The 25,040-nt window shown below is 56.6% G+C and carries 21 protein-coding genes; 11 read left to right on the plus strand and 10 right to left on the minus strand.

Features of this window, described 5'->3' with window-relative positions:
• Positions 1 to 2: 2 nt before the first annotated feature.
• The 11 genes from VEH04_13265 to VEH04_13315 all read left to right on the plus strand — a co-directional run bounded on the left by VEH04_13265 (position 3) and on the right by VEH04_13315 (position 14,463).
• The gene (locus tag VEH04_13265) at positions 3 to 1,169 is read left to right on the plus strand and encodes a glycerate kinase (protein ID HYG23747.1); all 1,167 of its coding nucleotides are present in this window, start codon (positions 3 to 5) and stop codon (positions 1,167 to 1,169) included.
• 59 nt (positions 1,170 to 1,228) lie between these two features.
• On the plus strand, positions 1,229 to 2,680 hold the full coding sequence (locus VEH04_13270) for a glucuronate isomerase (protein HYG23748.1): 1,452 nt from the start codon (positions 1,229 to 1,231) through the stop codon (positions 2,678 to 2,680).
• Positions 2,681 to 2,827: 147 nt separating this feature from the next.
• Positions 2,828 to 3,667: an aldolase/citrate lyase family protein gene (locus VEH04_13275; protein HYG23749.1), complete on the plus strand. Its 840-nt coding sequence runs from the start codon at positions 2,828 to 2,830 to the stop codon at positions 3,665 to 3,667.
• Positions 3,646 to 4,671, plus strand: coding sequence for an NAD(P)-dependent oxidoreductase (locus tag VEH04_13280; protein ID HYG23750.1), 1,026 nt, complete (start codon positions 3,646 to 3,648; stop codon positions 4,669 to 4,671). The genes VEH04_13275 and VEH04_13280 overlap by 22 nt, the downstream gene beginning before the upstream one ends.
• A 51-nt stretch (positions 4,672 to 4,722) precedes the next feature.
• Entirely contained in the window at positions 4,723 to 6,600 is a 1,878-nt protein-coding gene (locus tag VEH04_13285) for a LamG-like jellyroll fold domain-containing protein (GenBank protein ID HYG23751.1), read from the plus strand.
• Between the two features lie 8 nt (positions 6,601 to 6,608).
• Positions 6,609 to 8,099, plus strand: coding sequence for a hypothetical protein (locus tag VEH04_13290; GenBank protein HYG23752.1), 1,491 nt, complete (start codon positions 6,609 to 6,611; stop codon positions 8,097 to 8,099).
• A 127-nt stretch (positions 8,100 to 8,226) separates the two neighbouring features.
• Positions 8,227 to 9,930, plus strand: a complete 1,704-nt coding sequence (locus tag VEH04_13295; GenBank protein HYG23753.1) for a glycosyl hydrolase family 32 — start codon at positions 8,227 to 8,229, stop codon at positions 9,928 to 9,930.
• 222 nt (positions 9,931 to 10,152) lie between these two features.
• Positions 10,153 to 11,103, plus strand: coding sequence for a sugar ABC transporter substrate-binding protein (locus tag VEH04_13300; protein ID HYG23754.1), 951 nt, complete (start codon positions 10,153 to 10,155; stop codon positions 11,101 to 11,103).
• Positions 11,078 to 12,589, plus strand: a complete 1,512-nt coding sequence (locus tag VEH04_13305; GenBank protein ID HYG23755.1) for a sugar ABC transporter ATP-binding protein — start codon at positions 11,078 to 11,080, stop codon at positions 12,587 to 12,589. Before VEH04_13300 ends, VEH04_13305 begins: the two co-directional genes overlap by 26 nt.
• Positions 12,590 to 12,627: 38 nt before the next feature.
• Positions 12,628 to 13,536, plus strand: coding sequence for an ABC transporter permease (locus tag VEH04_13310; protein ID HYG23756.1), 909 nt, complete (start codon positions 12,628 to 12,630; stop codon positions 13,534 to 13,536).
• Between the two features lie 33 nt (positions 13,537 to 13,569).
• Positions 13,570 to 14,463: a carbohydrate kinase gene (locus tag VEH04_13315; GenBank protein HYG23757.1), complete on the plus strand. Its 894-nt coding sequence runs from the start codon at positions 13,570 to 13,572 to the stop codon at positions 14,461 to 14,463.
• 18 nt (positions 14,464 to 14,481) lie between these two features.
• Here VEH04_13315 and VEH04_13320 read toward each other — a convergent pair whose 3' ends face one another.
• The 10 genes from VEH04_13320 to VEH04_13365 are packed head-to-tail and all read right to left on the minus strand — an operon-like array spanning position 14,482 to position 24,973.
• The gene (locus VEH04_13320) at positions 14,482 to 15,765 is read right to left on the minus strand and encodes an MFS transporter (GenBank protein ID HYG23758.1); all 1,284 of its coding nucleotides are present in this window, start codon (positions 15,763 to 15,765) and stop codon (positions 14,482 to 14,484) included.
• Positions 15,766 to 15,777: 12 nt separating this feature from the next.
• Positions 15,778 to 16,821, minus strand: coding sequence for an aldo/keto reductase (locus VEH04_13325; GenBank protein HYG23759.1), 1,044 nt, complete (start codon positions 16,819 to 16,821; stop codon positions 15,778 to 15,780).
• 5 nt (positions 16,822 to 16,826) lie between these two features.
• Positions 16,827 to 17,627, minus strand: coding sequence for a glucose 1-dehydrogenase (locus tag VEH04_13330; protein ID HYG23760.1), 801 nt, complete (start codon positions 17,625 to 17,627; stop codon positions 16,827 to 16,829).
• Between the two features lie 19 nt (positions 17,628 to 17,646).
• Positions 17,647 to 19,182 (minus strand): alpha-L-fucosidase, encoded by a 1,536-nt coding sequence (locus VEH04_13335; protein HYG23761.1) that lies wholly within the window; start codon positions 19,180 to 19,182, stop codon positions 17,647 to 17,649.
• Positions 19,179 to 20,093, minus strand: coding sequence for a ThuA domain-containing protein (locus VEH04_13340; protein ID HYG23762.1), 915 nt, complete (start codon positions 20,091 to 20,093; stop codon positions 19,179 to 19,181). The genes VEH04_13335 and VEH04_13340 overlap by 4 nt, the downstream gene beginning before the upstream one ends.
• On the minus strand, positions 20,090 to 21,073 hold the full coding sequence (locus VEH04_13345) for a ThuA domain-containing protein (GenBank protein ID HYG23763.1): 984 nt from the start codon (positions 21,071 to 21,073) through the stop codon (positions 20,090 to 20,092). The genes VEH04_13340 and VEH04_13345 overlap by 4 nt, the downstream gene beginning before the upstream one ends.
• Positions 21,070 to 22,101 (minus strand): galactitol-1-phosphate 5-dehydrogenase, encoded by a 1,032-nt coding sequence (locus tag VEH04_13350; GenBank protein ID HYG23764.1) that lies wholly within the window; start codon positions 22,099 to 22,101, stop codon positions 21,070 to 21,072. The genes VEH04_13345 and VEH04_13350 overlap by 4 nt, the downstream gene beginning before the upstream one ends.
• The gene (locus VEH04_13355; GenBank protein ID HYG23765.1) at positions 22,070 to 22,525 is read right to left on the minus strand and encodes an RbsD/FucU family protein; all 456 of its coding nucleotides are present in this window, start codon (positions 22,523 to 22,525) and stop codon (positions 22,070 to 22,072) included. Before VEH04_13355 ends, VEH04_13350 begins: the two co-directional genes overlap by 32 nt.
• Before the next feature lie 32 nt (positions 22,526 to 22,557).
• Entirely contained in the window at positions 22,558 to 24,138 is a 1,581-nt protein-coding gene (locus VEH04_13360) for an alpha-L-fucosidase (GenBank protein HYG23766.1), read from the minus strand.
• Positions 24,110 to 24,973, minus strand: a complete 864-nt coding sequence (locus VEH04_13365) for an aldolase/citrate lyase family protein (protein ID HYG23767.1) — start codon at positions 24,971 to 24,973, stop codon at positions 24,110 to 24,112. The genes VEH04_13360 and VEH04_13365 overlap by 29 nt, the downstream gene beginning before the upstream one ends.
• Between the last annotated feature and the right edge of the window lie 67 nt (positions 24,974 to 25,040).

Here is a 25,040-nt window from a genome sequence, read left to right on the forward strand (position 1 = left end):
ACATGTCGCTGAAGGTTCTGATAGCTCCCGACAAGTTTAAGGGGACACTGACCGCCAGAGCCGCTGCTGAAGTTATGGCTGCCGGTTGGCTGTCGGCATTTCCCGATGCTTCTGTCCGGATGCTTCCGATGAGCGACGGCGGAGATGGCTTTGGTGAACTTCTCGGTTCATTGCTGAAAGCCACGGTTCAAACCATAAAGACCGTTGATGCCGCTTCGCGTCCCTGCGTGGCGCAATGGTGGTGGGAGCCAAAGACCAAAACGGCGGTAATTGAATCCGCTGAAGTGGTCGGAATGGCAGGATTGCCGGCTGGGCGCTTTCATCCGTTCGAGCTCGATACCTTCGGTTTGGGCGCTGTTGTCAAAGCTGCAACAGAGATGGGTGCTAAAAAAGCAATCATCGGCATCGGTGGAAGTGCGACGAACGACGGTGGATTCGGCCTCGCTAGGAGCGTGGGATGGAAGTTCATCGATTCGAACAATCAACCACTCGAACAGTGGATAAGGTTGGAAGCGCTCGCCGGGATTAAACCGCCGCATCGGATCTGCTGGCCGAAGGACCTTTCGATTGCCGTCGATGTTCAAAACCCGCTGCTCGGAAGGAAGGGCGCGACTCGTGTTTATGGACCTCAGAAAGGTTTGCGTGCCGAAGATATTGATCACTCTGAGAGATGCCTGACGCGGCTGGCTCAGGTGGTGAAAAAGGATTGCGGATTGGGGCTCGCACGCGTGGCCGGTTCAGGTGCGGCTGGCGGTCTTGGATTCGGATTAGCCGCTTTTCTAGGCGCGAAGCTCGAGCCGGGGTTTGAACTCTTTGCCAAGCGTGCGGGGTTAGAGGAGCGCCTGAGTTGGGCCGACATAGTGGTGACCGGCGAAGGATCGATCGATGATTCCACCCTCATGGGAAAGGGCGTCGGCCAGATTGCGGCGCGTTGCCGCGAACTGCAGGTTCCCTGCATCGGACTCGCAGGAAGTGTCACCTTCAGCCGCCGTTCCCATGCGTTCGCGAAAACTTATGCCCTCACCGACTTGACCACGGATGTCCGGGCTAAAGCCAGAGCAGCGTTCTGGCTTGAGCGCGCAGCAAAACGGGCTGGCCAGGAATGGCTTCGGGATGCGGAATGGTTGACGCGTCCTGCGACACCCCGGGATTCCGCTGGAGCTTTTTGAGCTCATGCACGCACGCACTCATTCGCCGGTGAGCTTTGAACCGAAGGAGAACAGCATTTATGAACAAACCTCGAATGATAGATGAGACTATGGCGCCCTCCTTGTTCGATCATCATTTGTCCCGCCGCACTGCGCTGAGTGTCGCCGCACTGGCAGCTGTGGGTTTCAACTTGCCCGGCGGAATCCGCGTTGCCCCCGCCGCGGACCGTTCAGACGCTGGGACGATATCGAACGTACTGAAGCGGGATCAGATCGGAGCCACGGTCGCCCGGCTTTTGGCGAAGCAACCCGCCACGGATCTGCACACGCACTGTTACAGTCCTCGATTCGCTTACAGCTCCAAACCGGGAGGACTGCTGCTTTTCGGAATCGATGAATTGCTGACTTATCACTATCTCGTCGCTGAGGTTTTCCGCGTCGTGCCGCCGTCACAACTGAGCTACGAGCAGTTCTGGTCAATGACCAAGCCGGAACAGGCCAATCATATCTGGAAGAATCTTTTCGTAGAGCGCACTCCGCTGAGCGAAGCCTGTCGCGGGGTCCTCACGACCTTGTCCCGGCTGGGCCTGGATCCGAACGAAAAGGATCTGAATCGGTTTCGCAAATGGTTCGCAGCTCAAAAGCCGGATGCTTACATCGACAAAGTCATGCAGCTGGCAAATGTCGATCAGATCACGATGACGAATCCGGTGTTTGATGACGTGGAACGCGCGATGTGGGAGCGGGATCCGGACGTGGGCGGCGATTCGCGCTTCAAGCCGGTTTTGCGTTGTGATCAATTGCTAACCGACTGGCCATGGGTGGCACAAAAGCTGGTCTCCTGGGGTTACCGGGTGCGCGTGGATCTCGGTGGTCAGACCGTTGACGAAGTCAAGCGATGGCTCGGGTCCTGGCTTGATCGAATGAAGTCGGCCTATTTGGCCATGAGTCTTCCGCCCGATTGGGCGTATCCAAACGCGAACAACCCGGCTGCAGATCGCCTTACACGTGACTGCCTTTTGCCGGCGCTGCGCGAACGAGGGCTGTCATGGGCTTTGATGATTGGTGTGAACCGCGGAGTGAATCCAGCGCTTAGGGACGGTGGCGATGGCGGTGGACGGGGCGACGTCCAGAGCGTCGCAAATGTCTGTCGTGATTTCCCCGAGAACAAGTTTCTCGTCACCATGCTCTCACAGGAGAATCAACATGAACTTTGTGTGGCGGCTCGGAAGTTTGGAAACCTGATGATTTTTGGCTGCTGGTGGTTTCTCAACAACCCCAGCCAGATTGAAGCCATCACGCGGATGCGCATTGAAATGCTGGGCACCACGTTTGTGGCTCAGCATTCGGACGCCCGCATTCTTGATCAGCTGGTTTACAAGTGGGAACACAATCGCCGGATCATTGGCAAGGTGCTGACGGAGGAATATCTCAAGTTGTTGGAAACGGGTTTGAGTCTTCATGAGCATTCCATTCGGCAGGACGTTGCGCGGCTTCTACGGGAGAACTACCGCAATTTTGCTGGCGCCTGACACATCTTTCCGATCGAACAGACACATCAATCTTGACACAAAGAATGCAGAAGGTATTCTCGATATATCAAGTATGCAAGTGTGGGCCACGGGTACAGTATCGCAGTCCAAAGTGGACTGTATCTTGACGCGTCGGTGACAAAACCTATGGGACAAACAAAACAAAAGTTAGCACTCGGGAAGGCGGCGTTGGGAGGCTGGATCATGATCGGGCATCCATCGGTGGCAGAGATCATGGCGGGGGAAGGTTTTGACTGGATCGCGGTCGACCTGGAACACACCAGCACAAGTCTGCACGATCTCCAGGCGATTGCGATGGCCCTGAAAGGCAGTGAGTGCGATCTGCTGGTGCGGCTGCATTCGTGTGACGCGGTTCAAGCCAAGCTGGTGCTCGATATTGGGGCTGATGGAATCATTGTGCCGGCGGTGAACACACCGGCGCAGGCAGCACAGGCGGCAGCCATTGCGCGATTTCCGCCGGAGGGCATTCGAGGGACGTCGTTGTGCCGAGCCACGGATTTTGGACGCAACTTCAAAGACTATTTTGAGCAACACAACCGAAAAGTGATCGTGGTGGTGATGCTGGAGAATCATGTGGGAGTAGCGCAGGCTGATGCGATTCTGTCCACGCCAGGAGTGGATGCGGCCTTTATCGGGCCGTACGATTTGTCGGCCTCGATGGGTTTGGCCGGCCAGTTGGAGCATCCGGATGTCCTGGCGGCGCAACAGAAGGTATTGGCTGCGTGTGTTCGGCATGGCGTCGCGCCGGGAATCCATGTGGTCTCAACCAATCCTGACGACCTGAAACAGTGCGTTGACGAGGGATTCCGGTTTGTCGCGTGCAGTCTCGATACACTTTTCATCCAACAGGGTTGCCGCAAGATGCTGGGAGGGGCTTCGGTCAGCGCAATTCACCCTGCGTCCAACGGTCAGGGTAATCGTTCTTTTTCATCCTCTGCAGTTCCATGCTTGAAACTCTTGTCGTAACGGAGAATGAATACCGAAAGGGAGAGGAAACTTTCCGGCGATGCAGTTCCTTCAGAACGGTCCGGTCTCCCGACGACGAAGCGAGTCTCGCGTCAGTTGTTCAAAACGAAAATGCACGGGCCGTGATTGTAGGCGTGGGGCGCTACACTGGACCGTTGTATTCTGCGCTACAAATCGGCGGACAAAAGCAAGGCTCGCTGATCATAAGGTTTGGAGTTGGTCATGATGGCGTGAACAAAGCCCTTGCACGACAAGCCGGGATCGCCGTTTGCAACACGCCGGGAACGTTAGACATAAGTGTGGCGGAGCACGTCTTGTGGCTCATGGGATGTCTTGCCCGGAGGATTCCCCAGGCCGAAGCAGCGTTGCGCGCTGGGAATTTTCAGTGTGCCGCCGGCAGTGAGTTGAGCGGCAAACGGCTTGGCATTGTGGGTTTTGGACGGATTGGCCGCCGCGTTGCCCGCATAGCGCACTATGGCTTTGGAATGAAAGTTTGGGCGGCAAACTCGACGGGCGTTGCCCGGTTGGAGCAGGTCGAGAAATGCAGCCTGGCGGAAATTCGCCAGAGGTACGGCCTCGAGCGGTATGTAGAGCGGATTGAGGAACTCATGGCTGAATGCGATTACGTGACGATTCATCTCCCGTCCAATGTCTCGACGCGGCAGTTCATCAATGCGCCGACACTGGCCTTGATGAAGCCAGCGGCATGTCTGATCAACACCGCGCGGGGCGGGGTGCTGGACGAAGCCGCGCTTTACGACGCGCTCGCCGAAGGCCGCATTGGGGGCGCTGCTCTTGATGTGTTTGAGTGTGAGCCCTATCAGCCGTCACCGGGGAAGGATCTGCGTCAGCTGGACAACGTTGTCCTCACGCCGCATATCGGTTCCAACACACAGGAGGCAAATCAGCGCATGGCCGCTGCCTGCCTGACGAATGCGCAACATTTTTTCGCGGGCCAGTTGGATCAGTTGACGCGTGTAGATCTGCCTGAGTTACCGCCGTGACTTCGACGTTAAGGCTCCCTTTTGAATGTGATAACTATTTACAGGATCGTGATGACCATGAAAAGAGTTGTTCCGGCAATAATCCTTAGCCTGTGGCTGCTTCCAGTCCTAGGTGCGGTTGCTGCCATTCCCGCGGCGAACCGTGCCGCGCCTGCGGATCTGGACGCCCGGAATATTCGAACAGGCATGATGATTCGGGACTGGGGCTACAGCGATCAACCGTTCGTGGTGATCGCAAAGGATGGCTCGTGGATTTGTTCCATCACGACGTGCGCGACCCGTGAAGGCGATGCTGGCCAGACGATCACCGTTTGTCGCAGTGAAGACAAAGGCAGGACGTGGACTGACTTCAAGAATCTTGAACCGGACAGCGGGCCCGTTGCGTCATGGGCGCTGCCGTTCATCAGCTCCACCGGCCGCATCTACATCTTCTACACCTATAACGTGGACGGTCTCACCAATATGATCACCGAGCCGGGTTCTGAAAAGCATGCCTCGCGGGTGGATACCCTGGGTGCGATGATGTTTCGGTTTTCCGATGACAACGGGCGCACGTGGAGTCTCAACCGTTATCGTGTTCCGATTCGTAACTTCGATATTGACCGGCGCAATCCCTATGGAGGGCGAATCCAGTATTGGTGGGGCGTTGGCAAACCGATCCTCCACCAGGGGAATGCGTACATTGGTTTCGCAAAAGTCGGCAGTTTCGGCGAAGGGTTCATGGCCGAGTCTGAAGGCGCATTTATTTGCAGCACGAACCTGAACACCGAGTTGGATCCCGAGAAGCTCCATTGGATCACACTTCCAGACGGTGACGTCGGCCTGCGACCCGCCGCCGGAAAAATCGGTGACGAGCACAATCTGGTGGGCCTGAGTGACGGTTCCCTGTTCTGCACCTATCGCACCGTGGCAGGCCATCCCTGTCATGCCTATAGCCGCGACGGCGGACATACATGGACGCCGCCCGCGTTCATGAATTATGGCCCCGGCAAGCGATTGGTGAAGCATCCGCGTGCGGCGAACTTTGTGAAAAAGTTTGGCAACGGGAAATTTCTCTACTGGTTTCACAACAACGGTCTCGCGAATTACAACAGCCCGGGAAACGCCAACCGTAATCCGGCGTGGGTTCTGGGCGGCATTGAAAATGACGGGATGATCCACTGGTCGGAGCCCGAGATTCTCCTCTATGACGAGGATTCGACCGAAGGGATCAGCTATCCGGATTTTATTGAAGACGACGGCCAGATATACGTCACCGAAACGCAAAAGACAGCAGCGCGCGTTCACATCATCAACCCGAGGATCCTTGCCGGAGTCTGGGGTGAGTTGAAGCCGCTTTCGAGGAGTGCAGATCGTCAGGTGCTTGAGCTCGAGAACTGCACCGGGCAGACGGCGACAATTCCGGCCTGGCCGAGTTTTGACAAGCGGGAGCAGCACCGCGAACCGAGTGAACCGCGGTTCTCCAAGCGCGGTTCAATTTCAGTGGCGTTATCCGTCAAGTTCGATTCCGTGGCGGCGGGACAGATTCTGTTGGACAGTCGCGGGACAAATTCCCAGGGCATCACGCTGGTTACAACGGACCGTGGGACGGTAAAAATAACGTTGTGCGACCGGCGCATCCAAACCGCTTGGGAATGTGATGCCGGGTTGCTGAAAGCCGGGCAATGGCATCAGATCGTCGCGATTGTGGATGGTGGAAGCAAAGTGATTTCATTTGTGGTGGACGGGCAGTTTTGCGATGGCGGAACCGAACGCGATTTTGGCTGGGGTTCCCTGCATCGGGATTTCCGCCAGATTGAGGATAGTGGCACATTGCAGATTGGACCCGGGTTCAAGGGTGAAATCGGAAAGCTGCGCCTCTATCATCGCGCGCTGCTGACCGCTGAAGCTGTTCAGTTTTGTCGGGAAGCCGCAGCTGAAATCCGGTAAAAAACCCAATGCCGATCCTTAGCCGCGAACCAAGGATGCTGTCAGGACCGGTAACGAGGCTGGGCGGGTCTGCTTTATTGATCTGTGTCACCGCGCTGGTGGGATTCAGTCTCAACGCAGCACCATTCCCCTTGCGCGTATGGGAAGTCGCGAAAGCCAGACCGGCGGTGCCCGGTGCCCCGAAGTACGGCGATGTCACGGTTCGCAACCTCAGGCCGCATCCTCACCGCGGAAAGAGGGCCGATCCTTACGACACCTTCCAAATGGCCCGGGACTTTCACATTACGCGGCTGGAGTGGACTTACGGACTGGACCGAGAATTCGTTCAAAAAGCCAGGGCGATGGGGCTGACCGTCGGGGGTGCTCTCGAAGATGCGGAAGAGGACGCAAACGGGTCGATGAAACTTGGGCGGGTTACAGGTCAGGATGGGAAATTGAAAACCCATCCGTGGTTCCATCCTGAACGGTTCGTGGGCTGCGCCAATTCACCCGAATTTCGGGCGGCCTGGCAGTATCAGGCGCGGCGTTACGTGGACGCCGGAGTCGATCTCATGCAGCAGGATGATCCGCAGATGTCTACACGCACGGCACCTCCGTTCTGCTACTGCGCCTATTGCTCGAAAGCATTTACCGCGTATCAGGAGCAGCACGGCAGAGATGCTTCGTACGAGCAGTTCCAGCAGGAATCCATTCTTCAGTTCCATCGCGAAATGCATGGTGAATTGGACGCCTACGCGGGACGCCGGGTGCCCTTCTCCCACAACAATCTCATTGGGTTCCGGGATAAGCTGGATTGGACCGCGCCCGCATTTGATTTCATCAATGCTGAAATTGAAGGCGACCAGGTGCATCCCGTCTCGTTGCAAAAGAAGTTGGCCGCGAGTGGCGGCATGCCCATGGTTTTTTCGTATCGCGACACTTCGGTTGCGAACAACCGCCGCGCTCTGGCGACCCTTTATGCCGCCGGGGCCTGGATGCTGCTGCCTTGGGATGTTTACATGCCCAACAACGCACCACGCTATTTTGGCAGGGCCGAAGACTACGCGGATCTGTCCGGGTTCATTCGCGGCAACGCCCGGTTTTTGGATGGATACGAAGCGGTGACTACTGCTGGCACGGGAATGAAGGAAACGCGTTTCGGCGCAAGCACGCCGGTTAAAATTGGAACAGGCAGTGGTGAAGCCTACGCATTTGTTCGCGCGCAGCCTGGCCAGGCCGCTCAGCCGATCGTCATTCACCTGATCGAATGGGCGTCAGTGGCCAAACCGTTCACGCTCCGGCTGCGGGTTGAGTATTTTTCCACCGGTGGGAATCTGACTGCCCGGCTTCGGTTGCCAACCGCTTATGATCCGGCGGTACACCGGATCGCCCAGGAACGTGGCGAGTTTTCGAGCCTGTGCCTCGAAACTCCGGTGACCGTCGTCCGCGAAGGTGACTTTGTGAAGTTATCGATTCCAGCTCTCAACCCGTGGGGAATCCTCGTGATTGAACATGATTAACATGCCTGCAATGAGCGCGAATAGGCGAAACCGGAGCCGAAGTTTCCGTGCCGCCGTCAGGGCAGTTCAATCCCTCTTTAGGAGCGAACCGAAAGCCGTCGGAAGAATTGCTGCACTTGCTTCGGCGATGGTTGTGACGTGTGCGGCAGCTGCGGAAGGCCAGCGCGCTCCCGCCGCCGGCGGAGAATTGCTCTACAACGGAATTCAACTGCCCAAGGAATGGCCGCCAAAGACACCGATACGCGATCGTTCGGTCAGACCTGTGCCGTACCTAATGGCGCCACCGGCGGTGATTCCCATTGATGTGGGACGCCAATTGTTCGTGGACGATTTTCTAATCGAGAAGACGGATCTCAACCGCACGTTTCATCGCGCTCAACGTTTCGAAGACAACCCGATTCTCAAACCCGAAACCGAGCTTGAAAAGAAGGGGCCGGTGGCAACGCTGTTCAACGATGGCGTCTGGTTTGATCCCACAGATCAACTTTTTAAAATGTGGTATCACGCTGGGTGGTTTGATGGCACGGCTTACGCGACGAGCAAGGACGGATTCAAGTGGGATCGGCCGAATCTCGATGTGGTTCCCGGCAGCAATCGTGTGTTGCCCAAGGAAGGCCATGGAAATCGCGACGGGACGGCGATCTGGCTGGACCTCTTTGAAACCAACCCTGAGCAACGCTTCAAGATGTACATTTATGAGCGGCCCAAGGAAACCTACGGCGGCAGAATTTTCACTTCGGGCGACGGGATCCATTGGACCGACAAGGGTTTGACGCGCGTCGGCGATGGCGACAACACGACCTTCTTCTACAATCCGTTTCGGAAAAAATGGGTTTATAGCATTAGACTCTACCGCATGGGCCGCGCCCGGGATTATTGGGAAACCGACGACATTACAAAGCCGGCCCACACGCAAACCAGCGATCATAGTCCGTGGGTCAGCGTGGATGAACTGGATAAGCCTGACCCTGGCCTGTTGGCTCTGATGCCGAGTGCCGCAGAAATTCAGCAGGAAGCGCTGACAAACAAAACTGTCGCCGAACTAACCACATACTACCGCAGTTTATATGGCGATCCACCGCAGCTCTATAACCTGGATGCAGTCGGTTACGAGAGCGTGATGCTGGGCGTGTTTTCAATCCTCAAAGGTCCGACCAGTTCCAAAGGCTGGAACAAGCACAAAATGGTTAAGATCAACGATCTGGAATTTGGTTACAGTCGAGACGGCTTTCATTGGGATCGGCCTGATCGAACTCCTTTCCTCTCCTCCACGCGCAAGGAGGGCGATTGGGATCGCGGGTATCTGCATACAACATCCGGAATCTGCGCGATCGTCGGCGATAAACTCTATTTCTTTTATGGTGGCTGGTCGGGCATCGGTCCAAAGGGTCCGGATGTGTATTCCGGAGGGGCCATTGGCTTGGCGTTTCTGCGCCGAGACGGATTTGCTTCGATGGATGCCGGCGAAGAGGCGGGCTTTCTCACCACGCGGCCCGTGACGTTTCAGGGAAAACATCTTTTTGTGAATCTAAAGGCGCCGGGTGGCGAGTTGCGGGTTGAGGCTTTGGATGAACAGGGCAGGGTGATTGCGCCATTCTCAATGGATAATTGCATCGCCGTTTCTGGCGATACAACGCGTCAACGGGTTGCCTGGAAAGGAGCCAGCGATCTTTCGAAAGTGGCGGGCACGAAAGTGAGGTTTCGCTTTCAGCTTCGCTCGGGCGAGCTCTATGCGTTCTGGGTCACACCGGATGCCGGGGGTGCGAGCTTTGGTTATGTGGCCGCCGGCGGTCCGGAGTTCAAGGGGCCGATCGATAACGGAAAACAATAGCGATTACCCACCAGCTGGACACACCGATGAACCTGCTTGATTGGTCACCTCAGCCGCGGCCGCGTCGGTTTCATTTACGTAACGGTGCGCCGCGGCATTCCTGCAGTTCGGGCCGGGATTCACGGTGGCCACAGGGTCGGCCGCGCCGGTGAAAAAACGATTTCGGCACGCGATTCAATCTCTCATGTCCCACACCCTCGACCCTCGTGAACCCAAAACCGCATGAAAACCTATCCGTACAATCTTGTTCTCGTTGCTGCCGCGTTTATTGGCGGATTCCTCGCCGGCTGCGGTCAGAAAGCTGAACCTCCGCAGAGCAGCCAGAGTGAAGGCCGCATTTTTGGGATCTCCTTTCAAACGATGAACAATCCGTTTTTCGTCGATCTAAATGAAGGTTTGAAGCAAAGCATTGAGGCGAATGGCGATCGACTGATTACGCTGGATGCGCAGGCGAACAGTCTCAAACAAAAGAACGACCTTTCTGACCTGATTCAGCAGCAGCCAGCCGCGATCTTTATCAACCCCGTGAACTGGGAGGGCATCAAGGGCAGCCTCATCGAAGCGAAAAGGAAAAACGTTCCCGTTATCATTGTAGATGCGCCCGTCAGCGATCCCGATCTGGTTTTGTGCCAAGTCGCCAGCGACAATGTCGAAGCCGGCCGGCTTGCCTGCGAAGCGCTGGCCCGCTTGAAGCCAAACGCCAGAATCGTCATTCTGGCGCAATCAGTTAACAAGGCCTGCATTGATCGAGTGGAAGGGTTCAAGGCTGAAATGGCAAAGCATCCAGGCATGAAGATTCTCGGATCACAGGAGATTAAAGGCACCATTGAAACAGGCCGGCCAGTAATGCGCGACTTCCTGGGGCGCTTTCCTGATCTGGATGCAGCGTTTCCAATCAACGATCCCAGCGCGCTTGGCTGCATTTCCGCGATTGAGTCGGTTGGGAAGCTAGGGCAGGTAACCGTAGTTACGGTGGACGGTTCGCGGGAAGGGGCCGCGGCGATCCTGGCAGGAAAACTTCATTCCACCTCTGCTCAGTTTCCAAAGGAGATAGGGCGGGTCGCGGCAGAAAAAGCCTATGCCCATCTCGCGGGGAAACCGGTGGAGAAGGATGTCAAAATCCAGGTAAAGCTGGTCACAAAAGAGAATGCCGCCGAGTTCATCCAACCTTGAAGGGGCTCCGCTCCTCAGTCTTCGAGGCATCGTCAAGCGATTTGGCGGAGTGACCGCGTTGTCCGGCGTCGACTTTGATCTCCGCGCCGGCGAAATCCACGCGTTGCTCGGCGAGAACGGCGCTGGCAAATCGACGCTGATCAAGATTCTCGGCGGAATACACCAACCTGACTCAGGTGAGATTCAGGTGGATGGCCGACGGGCGGTCATTCACGACGTCGCCGATGCCGACCGCGCCGGCATCAGGATGATTCATCAGGAACTTTCGCTGGCTTCGAATCTCTCCGTGGCGGAAAACATTTTTCTCGGACGCGAACCGACGCGAATGGGTTGGTTGAATCGACGACAGCTATTCGCCGACGCTGAAGCGCTGATCAATGAATTGGATTTGCCGGAGATAGGGTCGGTGCGCACACCGGTGTCAGATCTGAGCGTGGCGCGACAGCAGATGGTGGAGATTGCCCGTGCGCTCTCTGTTAAAGCGCGGATTCTGGTTCTCGATGAACCGACAGCTTCCATATCAGAAGCCGAAACAGAAGCGTTGTTTGTGAAGCTTCGCAAGTTGTCCGGGCAGGGCGTCGGCATCATCTACATCTCACATCGACTCGAAGAGATTCAACGGCTCGCACATCGCATCACGGTTTTGAGGGACGGCCGATCGGTCGGAACGCAGTCTGCATCTGAGATGAATCAGCGGGAACTGATTCGGTTCATGGTCGGCCGGGATCTAAAGGATCACTACCCCCGGCCCGAGTGGAAACCCGGCGCCGTTGCTCTGACGGTGCGCAACCTGAGCAATTCGCGCCTCAAAGATGTGACCTTTGAGTTGCGTTATGGCGAAATCCTGGGCTTCGCCGGATTGGTTGGAGCGGGGAGAACTGAACTCGCGCGCGCCCTGTTCGGAATCGACCCATTAGATTCAGGCGAAATTCTGGTTGAAGGCAGACGCGTCAATATTCGTTGTGTTCCCGATGCTCTCAAAGCTGGATTTGCGCTCGTGCCGGAGAATCGCAAGCAGCAGGGCCTAGTAATGACCGGTTCGGTGGCTTACAATCTGGCGCTGCCGTGGACTCAGAACTGGATCAAAGGTTGCCGTCCCAGTGCGACACGGCGAAACCAGATCGTTGCGCGGGCGATCAAAAACTTCGGCATCAGAGTTTCCGACCACGAACAGTCGATCGGCAGCCTCTCCGGCGGAAACCAGCAGAAGGTTGTGGTTGGGAAGTGGATGGAATGTCCGCCAAAAATTCTAATTCTCGATGAACCCACCCGCGGCGTGGATGTCGGCGCGCGCGAGGAGATGTTCGGCATCATTCATCGGGTGGTGGAGCAGGGCATGGCGGTGCTCCTCATTTCTTCCGACCTGCCCGAAGTTATGAACTTGTCGCATCGCCTGGCGCTGTTTCGTGACGGACGAATCATCCGCGAGGTGCCGTCCCGGGAGATTACCGCTGAAGAGGTCATGGGTGAGTTGACCCGGAATTGATGAGATTCATGAAGTCGCATTGGACATCGTACCGACAAATGATTCCGCTGCTGGTGGCGATCGCCCTGTTGCTGGGATTGTTCCGCGTTTGGGTGCCGCAATTTCTGGCGACGGAAAACCTGCTGGATCTCGCGCAGCAGATTTCAGTCAACGCGATTCTGGCATTTGGCATGACGCTGGTGATCTTGATTGGCGGCATTGATCTTTCCGTGGGTGCGGTGGTGGCATTGATTGGAACGGTCGCGGTTTCCGTTCTGCCGCACGGCGGGGTGTTTGTCGGTTTGCTCGCGGGCTTTGGCGTGGCGGCGGTGTTTGGCGCGATCAATGGCGTCTGTTCCGCGCGGACGCGAATGCCCGCATTCATCATCACGCTGGCGACCATGCTGATTGCGCGCGGCGCTGCGTTGCGGTTCAACGAGAGCCGCCCATTGCCCGTGGCGGATAGTGAAAGGCTGTTCCTAGCCCTGGGAAATGACCGGTTGTTTGGCGTGGTGCCAGTGCCCATTCTCCTGATGCTTGTCGCATTCACGGTGAGCGCTGTTCTCCTCCATCGCACGCGATTTGGACAGCATCTTTATGCCATCGGCGGGAATCCCGAGGCGGCCCGCTTCACCGGCATTCCAATCGTGCGGAACGTTATTGTGGTTTACATGATCTGCTCGGTTTACGCGGGCCTTGCTGGAGTGATTCACGCCTCGCAACTTTACTCGGCAGAGCCGGGTTCCGGACAGGGCTTCGAATTGAATGCCATTGCTGCGGTGGTGGTCGGTGGCACGAGCTTCACCGGTGGAATTGGGCGGATGTCCGGCACACTGATCGGCGCCATCATCATCGGAATTCTCGACAAGGGTTTGAACCAGGCTGGCGTGCATTTCTCGCTGCAATACATCGTCAAGGGATTGGTGATTCTCGCCGCGGTTTACCTCGATGTGCGCCGTCGCAAATGAATCGACCTCGGTTCTGGAATCGATCAAAGCGTCATGAAATATAAGATCGTTGGAATCGGGGAATTGCTGTGGGATTTTCTGCCCTCAGGGAAAATGAGAGGGGGCGCGCCCGGTAACTTTGTCTATCACGCTTCGGCACTTGGCGCGGAAGGGAAGCTGATCAGCCGCGTGGGAAATGATCCACTGGGCCACGAATTGACTGCTGAATTGAAGGCGCTGGAGTTGTCGGCGGAAGCAGTGCAGATCGATCCGGTTAATCCCACCGGAACCGTGACGGTGGAACTTTGTGATTCCCAACCGCGATTTACGATCCACGAAGGGGTTGCCTGGGATCACATTGAGTTAACGGACCCGGCATTGCAGATCGTGAGGGATGCAGACGCGATTTGTTTTGGCAGTCTGGCGCAACGGCACGAGGAATCGCGGAATGCAATTCAGAAGCTGGTCTCAACGACGCGCGCTTCCACTCTTCGCATTTTTGACGTCAACCTTCGGCAACATTTTTTCTCCCGTGAAATCATCGAGCAATCGTTGAAGCTTTCCAACGTTGTTAAACTGAATGACGCCGAACTTCCAATCATTGCCGGGCTGTTTGACATCAAAGGGTGTCCCGCAGACCAGCTCAAAAAGTTGGCGCGGCAATTCAATCTGCGTCTCGTCGCGCTCACTCGTGGAGAGCGTGGAAGTCTTCTGTACTCAATGGATCATTGGTTTGAACATCCGGGGTTTCCCGGGGAGGTCAAAGACACGGTAGGTGCCGGCGACTCCTTTACCGCAGCGCTGACAATCGGATTGCTACAGGGTCTGGTTTTGGACGAGGTGAATCGTTGCGCAAATGAGCTGGCAAGTTTTGTGTGTTCTCAGGACGGAGCCACGCCACTTTTGCCCGAACGACTGCTGACGAATACAATCAAACGGGAGACATGACTTGAGGCTCACTGCCGATTAACCCGCGGACAATCGACTTCGCCGCGAGATCATCGAATCAAAAATCAGGATTGCAGCCGCAGCCACCCAGGGAAAGAAACCGACGAGGTAGAAGATAAGATCGTAATGCTGGGTGACATCGACGTAGCGGCCGATGCGGGGATTTACCAGGGCAGCGACAATGTTGGCCGCCAATCCGGTCAATCCGGCCAGTTGCGCGGTGTTCTGGAAGCTGACTTCGGTCTGGCAGGCGGTCTGGTTGGGCACGATCGTGTTGATTCCCAGTCCAGCCAGGGCGAGGAGTGCGATGGCCACGTAGGTGTTGTTCACGTGCGGCACCACGGCAATGCTGGAGGCCATCGCTGCGCCGAGAAGGACGGTGCATCCGCGCGCCTTGCGCACAGACCAGCCGCGATGCGTGAGAAATTTAACGCAGCCGCCGCCGACATAATTCCCAAGGTCGCCGCCGAGAAAGATGAAAGTGGAAAGCAGACCGGCCCGGAGGAATGAGAAACCGCTTTGCTCCTTGAGGTAGCCGGGCACCCAGTCGCAGCAGAAATACCAGCACGGATTGATGGTGATGGAAACCAGGATCAGGACCCAGAACGTGGGTTGAGACAGGATGGTGCGGAAGGGTTTCCAGATTTCCTTGAGGCTGCGGGAGGTGGGAATGGTGGCGGGATCATTGGCAAAGGCCCTGGCTCGACCGCCGCGGGTGAACCACAGCCAGAGTGCAACCCAGAAGAAGCCGATTGCACCGACCGAGAAAAATGCCCAGCGCCAGCCCGCGGCGGCGGCGATCGGGGTGATCACAAAGGGAGCTAACAGAGCGCCCACCGCAGCGCCGCTGTTGAAAATTCCCATGCCCAATCCGCGGTCTTCGCGCGGGAGCATGTTTGCCACAATGCGAGTTGAGAAAGGCCAGTTGACTGCTTCTCCGACGCCCAGCAACGCCCTCGTCCATTTGAAAACCAGGACGCTTCCGACCCAGAATGCAGCGGCGCCGGCGAAGGACCAGATCCCGACAGCCAGGGCGAAGAGCATTCGCAACGAGAAGCGGTCGGCGACGAAACCGGCGACGATGTGCATCGAGGCGTAGGTCCAGCGAAACGCAGCGAGCAGATTGCCAAATTCCTCGTTATTGATCTGGAACTCCTCCATGATCGGCGCCTTGCAAAGCCCCATGGTCTGGCGATCGAGGTAATTCAGAATCGTGGCCAGAAACAGAATGCCACACAGTTTCCATTTCCATTTCTTGGTGACCGGTGCGCTGGCAGCGGGCGGCTTCTCAGGTGAATACATGACAGGATGGAATCAACGGGTCCGGTCGTTGTCCGGATGCTCGTAATAATCAAAACTTGGTCCGAGCTTCGCGAGCAGAGGATCCGTGACCGCGTTCAATTCCCGGCGCACGTCCGGCAACAGAGGTTCAGACGCGGCGTGATAATTTGCCTGGAACTGCTCAATCGTTCGCGATCCGCAAAGTGAGCTGGTGATTCCATCGCCGCCGAATGCCCATTTCAATGCCAGTTCGGAAACGGTCAGGTGCTCGCGGGTGGCAATGCTACGAATCGCCTGCAAGGCTTCAGTGAGTTCGGCTTCAACTCCCGGCATCCCGTGGCGGCACTGGGGATTGCGACGACTGTCAAAATGGCGCGTGCGGCGACGGGAAACCGGGATGTCTGCAATGGTTCGGAACTTGTCCGCCAACACGCCCTGCATCAGGGACATGTAACCCAGCACACCAATTCCGTGCGTGCGGCAGTGTGGCAAAATTTCCAGTTCGATGGCGCGGGTCAGAAGACTGTAAGGCAGTTCGTTGATCACGATTTTTGCGCCGGTGGCGAGTGCCTCATCGATTTTCTCGCGGCCAAAATTGCTGACCCCGATATGGCGAATCTTTCCCTCGGCCTGCAGGCGCATCAACGTTTCAAAGGCATCCGTCACGCTGGGCGTGGGAATGGGCTGTGCAGTGAAATGACGGATGGCGTGCGGCGTGATCGGCCAATGGACCATGTAAAGATCGACGTAATCGGTCTGCAGGCGCCGCAGGCTGGCCTCGCAATGTGCCAACAGCTTTCGCGGTTCCGTGTTGGATGGGCTGATCTTGGTTCCGATCAAAACCTGGTCTCTGGGAATTCCGCGCAAGGCGGCGCCGAGGGACGTTTCGCTCGTGCCACTGTTGTAGGCTTCGGCCGTGTCGAAAAAGTTGCAGCCATGATCGATCGCACAACGCACGACGGTGTCGACATCTTTCTGATCCTGAGGTCCCCAGTAATCGCCGCCGCCATAGGACCAGGCGCCCATGCCCAGAACGGGAAGTTCAAGTCCGTGATGTCCGCATTTCCGCATTTCCATGAAGTTCAAGGTTGCTTTGGCTTTGGCGCTAATGCGCGGGTTGCGCCCCCGGAAATACCGCCATCGACCAGGAGAGTTTGTGCGGTGATATATTCGCTGGCATCGGAGGCAAGAAAGACAACCGCGCCATCCAAATCGTTGGGCCGGCCAGGTCGCTTGAGCGGGATGCGATCGCAAAGATACTCCACCCATTGAGCGTCTTCATACATGACCGCGTTCTGTGCGGTCTTGAACCACCCCGGGGCCAGGCAATTGACGGTGATCCCGTGCGGACCCCAGTCGTCGGCCAGGCTCATGGTCAATTGCTTCACGCCACCGCGACTCGCTCCGTACGGTGCCAGCCCGGCGTATCCGGCTACGCACGTCACCGAGCCGATGTTGATGATGCGGCCGTAATGCCTGGGAATCATGTGTGCTGCGACGGCCTGTGAAACGAAAAACGTTCCGCGCAGATTGGTTTCAAGAATAAGGTTCCAATCATCCCAGGTCACTTGGAGGGCCGGCTTGCGCACGTTGCATCCGGCGTTGTTCACCAGGATGTCAATTTTGCCGAAGTGGGCGATGGCATCAGCGGTCATCTTTTGGATGCTGGCGAGGTTTCGTACATCCAAAGCCAGCGGAAGAACCTTTCGCCCGAGCGCTTCTATTTCGCTTCCAAACGCGTGCAACGCATTCGCTTCACGACTGGTGATGATCAGGTCTGCGCCGGCCCGGGCGAGGGCGCGGCCAAGATATTGTCCTAAGCCCCGGCTCGCGCCGGTTACCAGCGCCACTTTGCCAGTAAGATCGAAGAGCTTGGATTCCATTGTGATTGAGTAAAAGAGTTCAATTTGCGGACACGACTCGATCGTGGCCTTCAATTTGAAATGCGTAAGCAAACCGGCAGGGTCGGTTCTCAGGATTCTGGAGTCGCTCGGGAAGCGCGATCATCAGCCCCCGGCGTGGATCATTGCGCCACTTCAAGGGTGTCGATTCGCCGAGCAGGGTGATCTGGGAACCCGGTTTGGCCGACACGGTTTTCAATATTAGCAATTCGCCCGGCCAACGAAGAGAGATGGCGTGGATGAAACGATTGTCCTTGGTCCGCGTGAACCGGATGTGCTCTCCCTCACGCCAAAGATCACCGCTGCGGGGACGGCTTTCAAAAATGGCAGTGCCATTGACCTTCAGCCAGGCCCCGGTTTCCTGAAGGGTTTGCACGACTTGGGGATGAAACCGGCCCTGGTCATCTGGACCAATGCCGACCATGAAATTGCCTCCCTTGGCGGTGATGTCCGCGAGATTTTCCACCACCCAGTCAGTGCCTTTGTATTTGGTGAGGTTCGGTTGATATACCCAGGTGCCGGCGAGTTTGTAGATCACCATCCAAGGCATCGTGGTGTTTTCCTTGGAACCCGGAATCCAGCCTTCGGGAGTGTAGTAATCGCCGTAATTGCCGATGCCGCGCGCCCGCAACATCACGTCGGGTTGCAATTTCCGGACGAGCTTGATCGTCTCGCGAAGTTCCGGCCAAACATTCGATCCCAGCCACTGGTCCAGGCAGAGCATGTCGATCCTCCCGTAGCGTGTGAGCAATTCCACCAATTGTTCACGATGCCGCGCCATCATGCGCTCGCGTTCTTCAGGCGTCGGATCAGGAGCAACAAAGATGTTCTTCGTATATTTCGCGTCGAACTCATCCGGCAAGGCGCCATACGTGTTGGTTGATTCGGTGCGCAGGGGATTCATGGCATAAGGCCTGAAGTCGGCGTCGTACCAATCCGGATGGGAATAATAGAGATCAATCTTAAGTCCGAAACGCTGCCCTGCGTCGCAGAGTTCCTTGACGATGTCACGGCGGAACGGGGTTTCCATGATGCTGTATGCGAGGTCGCAGTCTTCAATTCGCGGCCCGCCGGGAGCGGTCCAGTTGACGCGCTGTTTCACCCGGGTTTGCGTGTCGAACATCGAGAAGCCGTCGTGATGCTTGGCCGTGAACGCGAACACCTGGACGCCATTTGTCTGGAACAACTGCATCCATTCGTCCGCATTAAATCCCGCCGGATTGAAGCTTTTGTACTTCTGCTGATAACTCTGGCGTTCCTCATTTGTCATGTGCAGCAGGGGCCATGACGCATCACCGATCATCGCATAGACGCCCCAATGAATTCGGACGCCAAACTTCAGGTCGCGAAAGGCTTCGATGGCCGCGTCGGAGGGGTGGTGGTAATCCGGCTGCGGACTGTCTTCGATGAAGGCTTCGACGCGTTTCAGGTGCCAGTCGTCCGCAGGCAGCCTGCCGTGTTCGGCCGTGGACAGAGTCGCGGAAGTTGAGAGTCCGATCAGGATTGCAATCGAGACGGTTAAAAAATGGCTTTTCACTTGAGGGCAGGGGAATGAATGACTTTGAGGGCTGTCAGCGGAATCTCGCTGGCATGAGGCGTCGCAGTCTTGATGTTGGGGGTGACGTCGGCGTCGATTTGTCCGGTGGCCCATTGAACACCCCCAACCAGCATCTGTCGGAAAATTGAGTTCTTCCAGATTTCTTCGTCGTGACCCATGGCGGTGAAGAACACCCTGCCTTTGTTTTCCATGCGCGCCCAGACGACGGGGAAATTGGGCCGTTGATAAAGATTTCCTGTCATTTCGCGGCAATCCAAGACCGCGATGACGTGGAGGTCTTGCGCAAAGTTCTTCATTGCCGGCCATTCATCGAAAGCCGCGAAATCCGGGGGAACAGCTTCCATCCCGGGAAATTTTCGATCGACAAGAATGAGCGGACCATTCTGCTCGCGGTTGTGTCCGATGAATTGAGCCCCCAGCATCTCGTGATACGGATCGATCGCGGGAGAGTCCTGAAACGAAGTCGAGCTGGAGCGCGGAAAAGTGGCAACTGCGCTGTGCACACCGATAAAACCTTTCCCATCCTGGATGGCTTTCAGCAACGCGTTCTTACCTTCGAGCGTCATCAGCGGGTAATTGTCTCCCTGGCCATCGCGCGGTTGATGAGTGAGATCGCCACTCGTGTAAAAGAGGAATGCGTCGAAGGTGGCGATATTCTCCGGCGTGAAGAGCGAGCCATCCTTGCTGAAAATAAAGTCAATGTTGTGCCGGATCCCGATTTTGAGCATCTCTCGTTCGAGAAAGCTTGGCCACGCGGTATCGCGGTAAACGATGGCGTGTTCGTAACCGGCGGATTTTGAAAATACCAGAACACGCTTCGGTGAGGCCGGTTCGTCGGCGAAGCCGATCACCGGTGAAGCCAGCCCCAGGCAAAGAAGCAGGATTTTCATCGGGAGCGAGTCTCCGATTCAGGCAGCCACACTTTGAAATTGGGAAACTGCGAGTGAACCTTTGGCGGGTTCGAGGCAATGAACCTCTTCGCGCCGTCGGGAATCTCGTTCGCGTGCGGAGTGATTGTCATCATGTTGGGTGTCACATCTGCATCCACAGTTCCAGTGGCCCATTTAATGCCCCCAAGAAGCATTTGCAGGAATACAGGATCGCGCCACATTTCAGCGGTGTGACCCATGGTGGTGTAGAACACGCGGCCTTTCCCCTCCATTCGCGCCCAGATGATCGGATAGCTCTGACGACCGTAAAGATTTCCAACCAGTTTCGGGGAATCCAAGGCCATGATGACGTGGAGATCGGGCATGAACTCTCGAAAGGAATACCATTGATCGAGCGGACGATAATCTGACGGTACGCTTTCCATTCCCGGGAAACTGTGGTCCATGTATGTGAAATAGCCGGGCTGCACTTCGTTGTGACCAATGTAACCGGCGCCTATCATTCGAGTATAACGGCTGGCATTGGTGCCGGTGTCTTTTTCACCCGGGCTCAGCCGTTCAATAAAGGTATAGACAGCGGTGTTGCAGCCGATGAAACCCTTCCCATTTTGAATAGCGTCAAGAAACGCCTTTTTCCCGTCCAGCGTCATCAAAGGAAAATTGTCGCCGCGACCATTTCTGTGTTGCGAGGTCAGATCGCCCGACGTGAAAAAAAAGAAGGCATCGAAGACGGCGATATTCTCAGGCGTGAAAATCGTTCCATCTTTGCTGAAGGTGAATTCAATATTATTTTCCTGTCCGAGCTTCTGGGCCGCCCTCTCGATCAAACTCAATTCGTTCCCGGTGCGGTGAATGATTCTCTTTTCCCACGAAGCGGCTTTAGAAAAGAAGAGAACCTTTTTCGGACCGGATACGCTCTCAGCCTGTACCGGCCGGGCAAATATCAGCTCGAGAGCCAGAAGGATCAGAATGGCTTTCATGGCTGCAATATGACTTTTAACAGTCCTGGTTCCTTTCGATACAGGCGTTCGAACCAGGACGCTCCCTCCGACAACGGAGCGCTGGCGCTCAGAAGCGGTGCAGGCTGCAATGCGCCAGTGGCGATGAGGTCAAGGCATGCGGGATATTCCCCGGCGGAAGCGCACGAACCGTAGAGGGTCAGTTCACGTGTGACCGCCCATTGCAGCGGAAACTCGACCTTGGAAGCAAGATTGCCGACCAGCGTCACTTGTCCCCCTTTGCGCACGCAGCGAACCGCGAGGTCCACCGTTGGACTTATGCCCACCGCTTCGAAGGCCAGCGCCGCGCCCGCGTTGTGGGTCAAAGCCAGAATCTGTTCCAGCGCGTCGCCGTGCGCTGAATGGATGACGTGCGTGGCACCCATGGTTTTCGCCATGGCCAGCTTCTCCGGAGCCACATCCGTCACAATTATTTTTCCGCAGCCGGCGATCCGCAAAGTTTGAATCAAGGCCAGCCCGATGATGCCGCAACCGATGACAACGGCGGAATCGTTCAGTTGAATACGTGTCCGGCGAACGGCATGAAAGGCGATGGAGAACGGTTCGATCAAGGCGGCCTGTGCGAAGGGCAGGGCGTTGGGCAGTTTATAAAGGATGCGTTGCGGAACCGCCAGGAACTCTGCGAACGCGCCGGGCTGGCGATAGTCCTCGCAAGAGACGCCGAGGACGCGGCGATGATTGCACAGGTTCACCTCGCCGCGCCGGCAGAATTCACAGTTGCCGCAATAGATCGTGGAATCGAAGGTGACGCGATCGCCGGTTTTCCATTCCTTCACCGCACTGCCAGTGTCCGAGATGATGCCTGCCGCTTCGTGCCCCATGATGATGGGTGGACGCCGCCGTCCAGTACTGCCGTCCATGCCATGCACATCGCTGCCGCAGATGCCGCAGGCCTTGACCTCGACTAGCACTTCGTCCGGTTGAAGCTCGGGAGTGGGGACATCTTCGAAACTGAACTTAAGGTAGTCTTGGAGAATCAGCGCTTTCATGCGTCGCGGACCGGATGACTCCGATGGTGAGCAACAGATTGGCAAAACGACGTTCCTCGCCCGTCGCAATGACGAGGGTTGTAGCTGCAGATTTGGCTTCGGCGTAAAACTGAAACCGCTTTCTCTTAATCCAGCGGACGCCATCGGGCAGTAGCTTTTGAAACTCGATGTGAATCGCGGCTGACTTTCCATCCGGCAGGCTCATGACCATCGCCGACTCAATCGGAATGGCGGTCTTCAACGTTTCCAAAACGTCAGTGACCGTGACCAGCCCCCGGCGCAGGTTGAGAAACACCTTCTGCGCGGCGGTTGGTGATTCGCTGGTGACCGGGTAATTGCCGTCGGCAATCAACACGCGCGAGCCATGGCCGGCCCGCGCGAGTGCCGATAGAACTTCTGGATGCAGCAGGGGGGTATAAAGCATGTCAGATGCGAGTCGGGCGTCCCAAGCGCCAGTTACTCTTTGGTTGCAGCCACGTGAGTGATTTTTAGTGTCCAGGCATGCTGGCATGGGAGTTGATCAATGGTCAGCTGCGGAATGTTGATGATGAGATTGCCCTTGCGGCTGGAGAAATTGAGATTTCCCGGAACCCCGAGCATTTGTATGGCGGTGCCTTTTCCCGTCTTCACATCCTTGAGCGTGAATGTCTTTCCCGGCCAGTTCGGAAGGATGGCATAGAGCGTGTCGCCTTTCGCCGTCAGGAATGCCTGTTTGCGTGCTTGTCCGTTTTCCGGCTTCATCGCAGCGAGAGTCATGATGTCGTACTTGGCCTGGTCGCGTTTGGTGACAGGCTCGGGCTGGGTGCCTTCGGACCATTGGCAGGTTTTCTTCCAAGGCGTTGTTCCGTAGATGGCTTCGCCATTGACCTTGAGCCATTCGCCCATCTGGGCCAAGCGGTCCTGCATGATGACCGGGATGGTGCCGTCGGCATCAGGGCCGATGTCCAGGAGCAGGTTGCCGCCGCGGCTGACAAGATCGGTGAACATCCAGATCAATTCCTTTCCGGTGCGATAATCTTTCAACTGCTCGGTGCGGCTGTAGCCGAAGGAATACCCCATGCCGCGGTTTTCTTCCCAGGGATGGCTGGCGTCCGGCAGGCCGGCGCCGTATTCGGTGGTGAAATAGCCGCCGTTCTGATGGCGTTCCTTCTTGCCCCAGCGATCGTTGATCACGACATCGTGACGGGAGGGTGATTCATTGAACAGCCAGGCTAGCAATTCCGGGCTGCGCCAGTCGCTGGAAGAAATGTCCCATTCGCCGTCGGAAAAGATGATGGATGGTGAGTAGCGCGTGACGACGTCCTTGAATTGCGGATGCATGTGTTCGGTAGCGTACTGTTTTTGATCCTTCAGCCAGAGCGGATTAAACCATTCATAGAGCGAGTAATAGATGCCCATTTTTAAACCTTGCCGGCGCACGGCGGTGGTCAGGTCACCCAGCAGATCGCGTTTCGGTCCAATGTCCACGCTGTTCCAGGGACGACCCCAGCTGCGGTTGGCATCCTCGTTCGGCCAAAGGGCGAAGCCGTCGTGGTGTTTGCTCGTGAGCACCACGTAACGCGCTCCTGAGTCGGCAAAGGTCTTCGCCCAGAACTCAGGATCGAACAATTCCGCGCGAAAATGCGGGGCGAAATCCATGTAACTGAAGTCCGGACCGTAATTCAGGTCATGGAATTTGCGATAGGCTGAAACGCTTCCGTTCTTGTTGGTTTCCATGATGCGCCACCAGTACCACTCGGAGTAGGAGCCCGAGTGTTGGGCTGTCACTGACCAAGCGGGGACGGAATAGACGCCCCAGTGAATGAAGATGCCGAATTTCGCATCGGTAAACCACGCGGGGGTGGGACGGCTGTTCAGCGATTCCCAATCGGCGGTGTATTTGGTCGCGGAATCAGCCGGAGCGCCATGGGCTACCGGTTGGATCGTGACCAGGCAATTGAGCCCGATGAAGGTTGTGAACAATGCCTTGCCCCAGCGAAGTTGCAGCTTGTCCAAAGGCCCGGACCGTTCATTTTGTGTTTTTTCGGGAGGTATCATAAAGATTGTTGATCGTTGGCGAAGTTTCTCCATTGGGAGAACCATCACTTCGAGGATGCAATGTGGTTTTGCCGTTGGAGATCCCCGAAGGTTGTTTCATTCTGCGGCACCCGCGTTGAATGAACAGGGTATCAAGGCCGCATGCCACGAACCGGAATCCCTGGTCAAGGCACTGTTTCAGGTCGTCGGGATCGGTTGAGACCACATGGATTCCCGGCGCGACGCCATGCCGAACGCACGCAGCCAATACCTTCTGTTGCGCCGCCAGGACATCCGCATGCTCCAACTGGCCAGCCAAACCCATCGAGGCCGACAAATCGTACGGCCCGATAAAGGCCGCATCCACTCCTGGCGTGGACAGAATCGCATCAGCCTGCGCTACTCCCACATGATTCTCGAGCATCACCACCACGATCACTTTTCGGTTGTGTTGCTCAAAATAGTCTTTGAAGTTGCGTCCAAAATCCGTGGCTCGGCACAACGATGCCCCGCGAATGCCTTCCGGCGGAAATCGCGCGATTGCCGCCGCCTGTGCTGCCTGCGCCGGTGTGTTCACCGCCGGCACGATGATTCCATCAGCTCCAATATCGAGCACCAGCTTGGCTTGGACCGCGTCGCACGAATGCAGCCGCACCAGCAGATCGCACTCACTGCCTTTCAGGGCCATCGCAATCGCCTGGAGATCGTGCAGACTTGTGCTGGTGTGTTCCAGGTCAACCGCGATCCAGTCGAAACCTTCACCCGCCATGATCTCCGCCACAGACGGATGCCCGATCATGATCCAGCCTCCCAATGCGGTATTTCCCAGCGCCAACTTTCGTTTCGTTTGTCCCATGGTGTCAGGAGTGTGGAATGGTGAAAGGGCCTACGATCTCGGTTGCGACCACCATCTTGAGTTCAAG

This window comes from Verrucomicrobiia bacterium (assembly GCA_035629175.1).
Taxonomy (GTDB): Bacteria; Verrucomicrobiota; Verrucomicrobiia; order Limisphaerales; family DASXHY01; genus DASXHY01.

Excerpts from the sequence above, each read along its gene's own strand:
- VEH04_13265 (HYG23747.1), top strand. The coding sequence starts at position 3 with ATGTCGCTGAAGGTTCTGATAGCTCCCGACAAGTTTAAGGGGACACTG.
- VEH04_13270 (HYG23748.1), top strand. The coding sequence starts at position 1,229 with ATGAACAAACCTCGAATGATAGATGAGACTATGGCGCCCTCCTTGTTC.
- VEH04_13275 (HYG23749.1), top strand. The coding sequence starts at position 2,828 with ATGGGACAAACAAAACAAAAGTTAGCACTCGGGAAGGCGGCGTTGGGA.
- VEH04_13280 (HYG23750.1), top strand. The coding sequence starts at position 3,646 with ATGCTTGAAACTCTTGTCGTAACGGAGAATGAATACCGAAAGGGAGAG.
- VEH04_13285 (HYG23751.1), top strand. The coding sequence starts at position 4,723 with ATGACCATGAAAAGAGTTGTTCCGGCAATAATCCTTAGCCTGTGGCTG.
- VEH04_13290 (HYG23752.1), top strand. The coding sequence starts at position 6,609 with ATGCCGATCCTTAGCCGCGAACCAAGGATGCTGTCAGGACCGGTAACG.
- VEH04_13295 (HYG23753.1), top strand. The coding sequence starts at position 8,227 with ATGGTTGTGACGTGTGCGGCAGCTGCGGAAGGCCAGCGCGCTCCCGCC.
- VEH04_13300 (HYG23754.1), top strand. The coding sequence starts at position 10,153 with ATGAAAACCTATCCGTACAATCTTGTTCTCGTTGCTGCCGCGTTTATT.
- VEH04_13305 (HYG23755.1), top strand. The coding sequence starts at position 11,078 with ATGCCGCCGAGTTCATCCAACCTTGAAGGGGCTCCGCTCCTCAGTCTT.
- VEH04_13310 (HYG23756.1), top strand. The coding sequence starts at position 12,628 with ATGATTCCGCTGCTGGTGGCGATCGCCCTGTTGCTGGGATTGTTCCGC.
- VEH04_13315 (HYG23757.1), top strand. The coding sequence starts at position 13,570 with ATGAAATATAAGATCGTTGGAATCGGGGAATTGCTGTGGGATTTTCTG.
- VEH04_13320 (HYG23758.1), bottom strand. The coding sequence starts at position 15,765 with ATGTATTCACCTGAGAAGCCGCCCGCTGCCAGCGCACCGGTCACCAAG.
- VEH04_13325 (HYG23759.1), bottom strand. The coding sequence starts at position 16,821 with ATGGAAATGCGGAAATGCGGACATCACGGACTTGAACTTCCCGTTCTG.
- VEH04_13330 (HYG23760.1), bottom strand. The coding sequence starts at position 17,627 with ATGGAATCCAAGCTCTTCGATCTTACTGGCAAAGTGGCGCTGGTAACC.
- VEH04_13340 (HYG23762.1), bottom strand. The coding sequence starts at position 20,093 with ATGAAAATCCTGCTTCTTTGCCTGGGGCTGGCTTCACCGGTGATCGGC.
- VEH04_13345 (HYG23763.1), bottom strand. The coding sequence starts at position 21,073 with ATGAAAGCCATTCTGATCCTTCTGGCTCTCGAGCTGATATTTGCCCGG.
- VEH04_13350 (HYG23764.1), bottom strand. The coding sequence starts at position 22,101 with ATGAAAGCGCTGATTCTCCAAGACTACCTTAAGTTCAGTTTCGAAGAT.
- VEH04_13355 (HYG23765.1), bottom strand. The coding sequence starts at position 22,525 with ATGCTTTATACCCCCCTGCTGCATCCAGAAGTTCTATCGGCACTCGCG.
- VEH04_13360 (HYG23766.1), bottom strand. The coding sequence starts at position 24,138 with ATGATACCTCCCGAAAAAACACAAAATGAACGGTCCGGGCCTTTGGAC.
- VEH04_13365 (HYG23767.1), bottom strand. The coding sequence starts at position 24,973 with ATGGGACAAACGAAACGAAAGTTGGCGCTGGGAAATACCGCATTGGGA.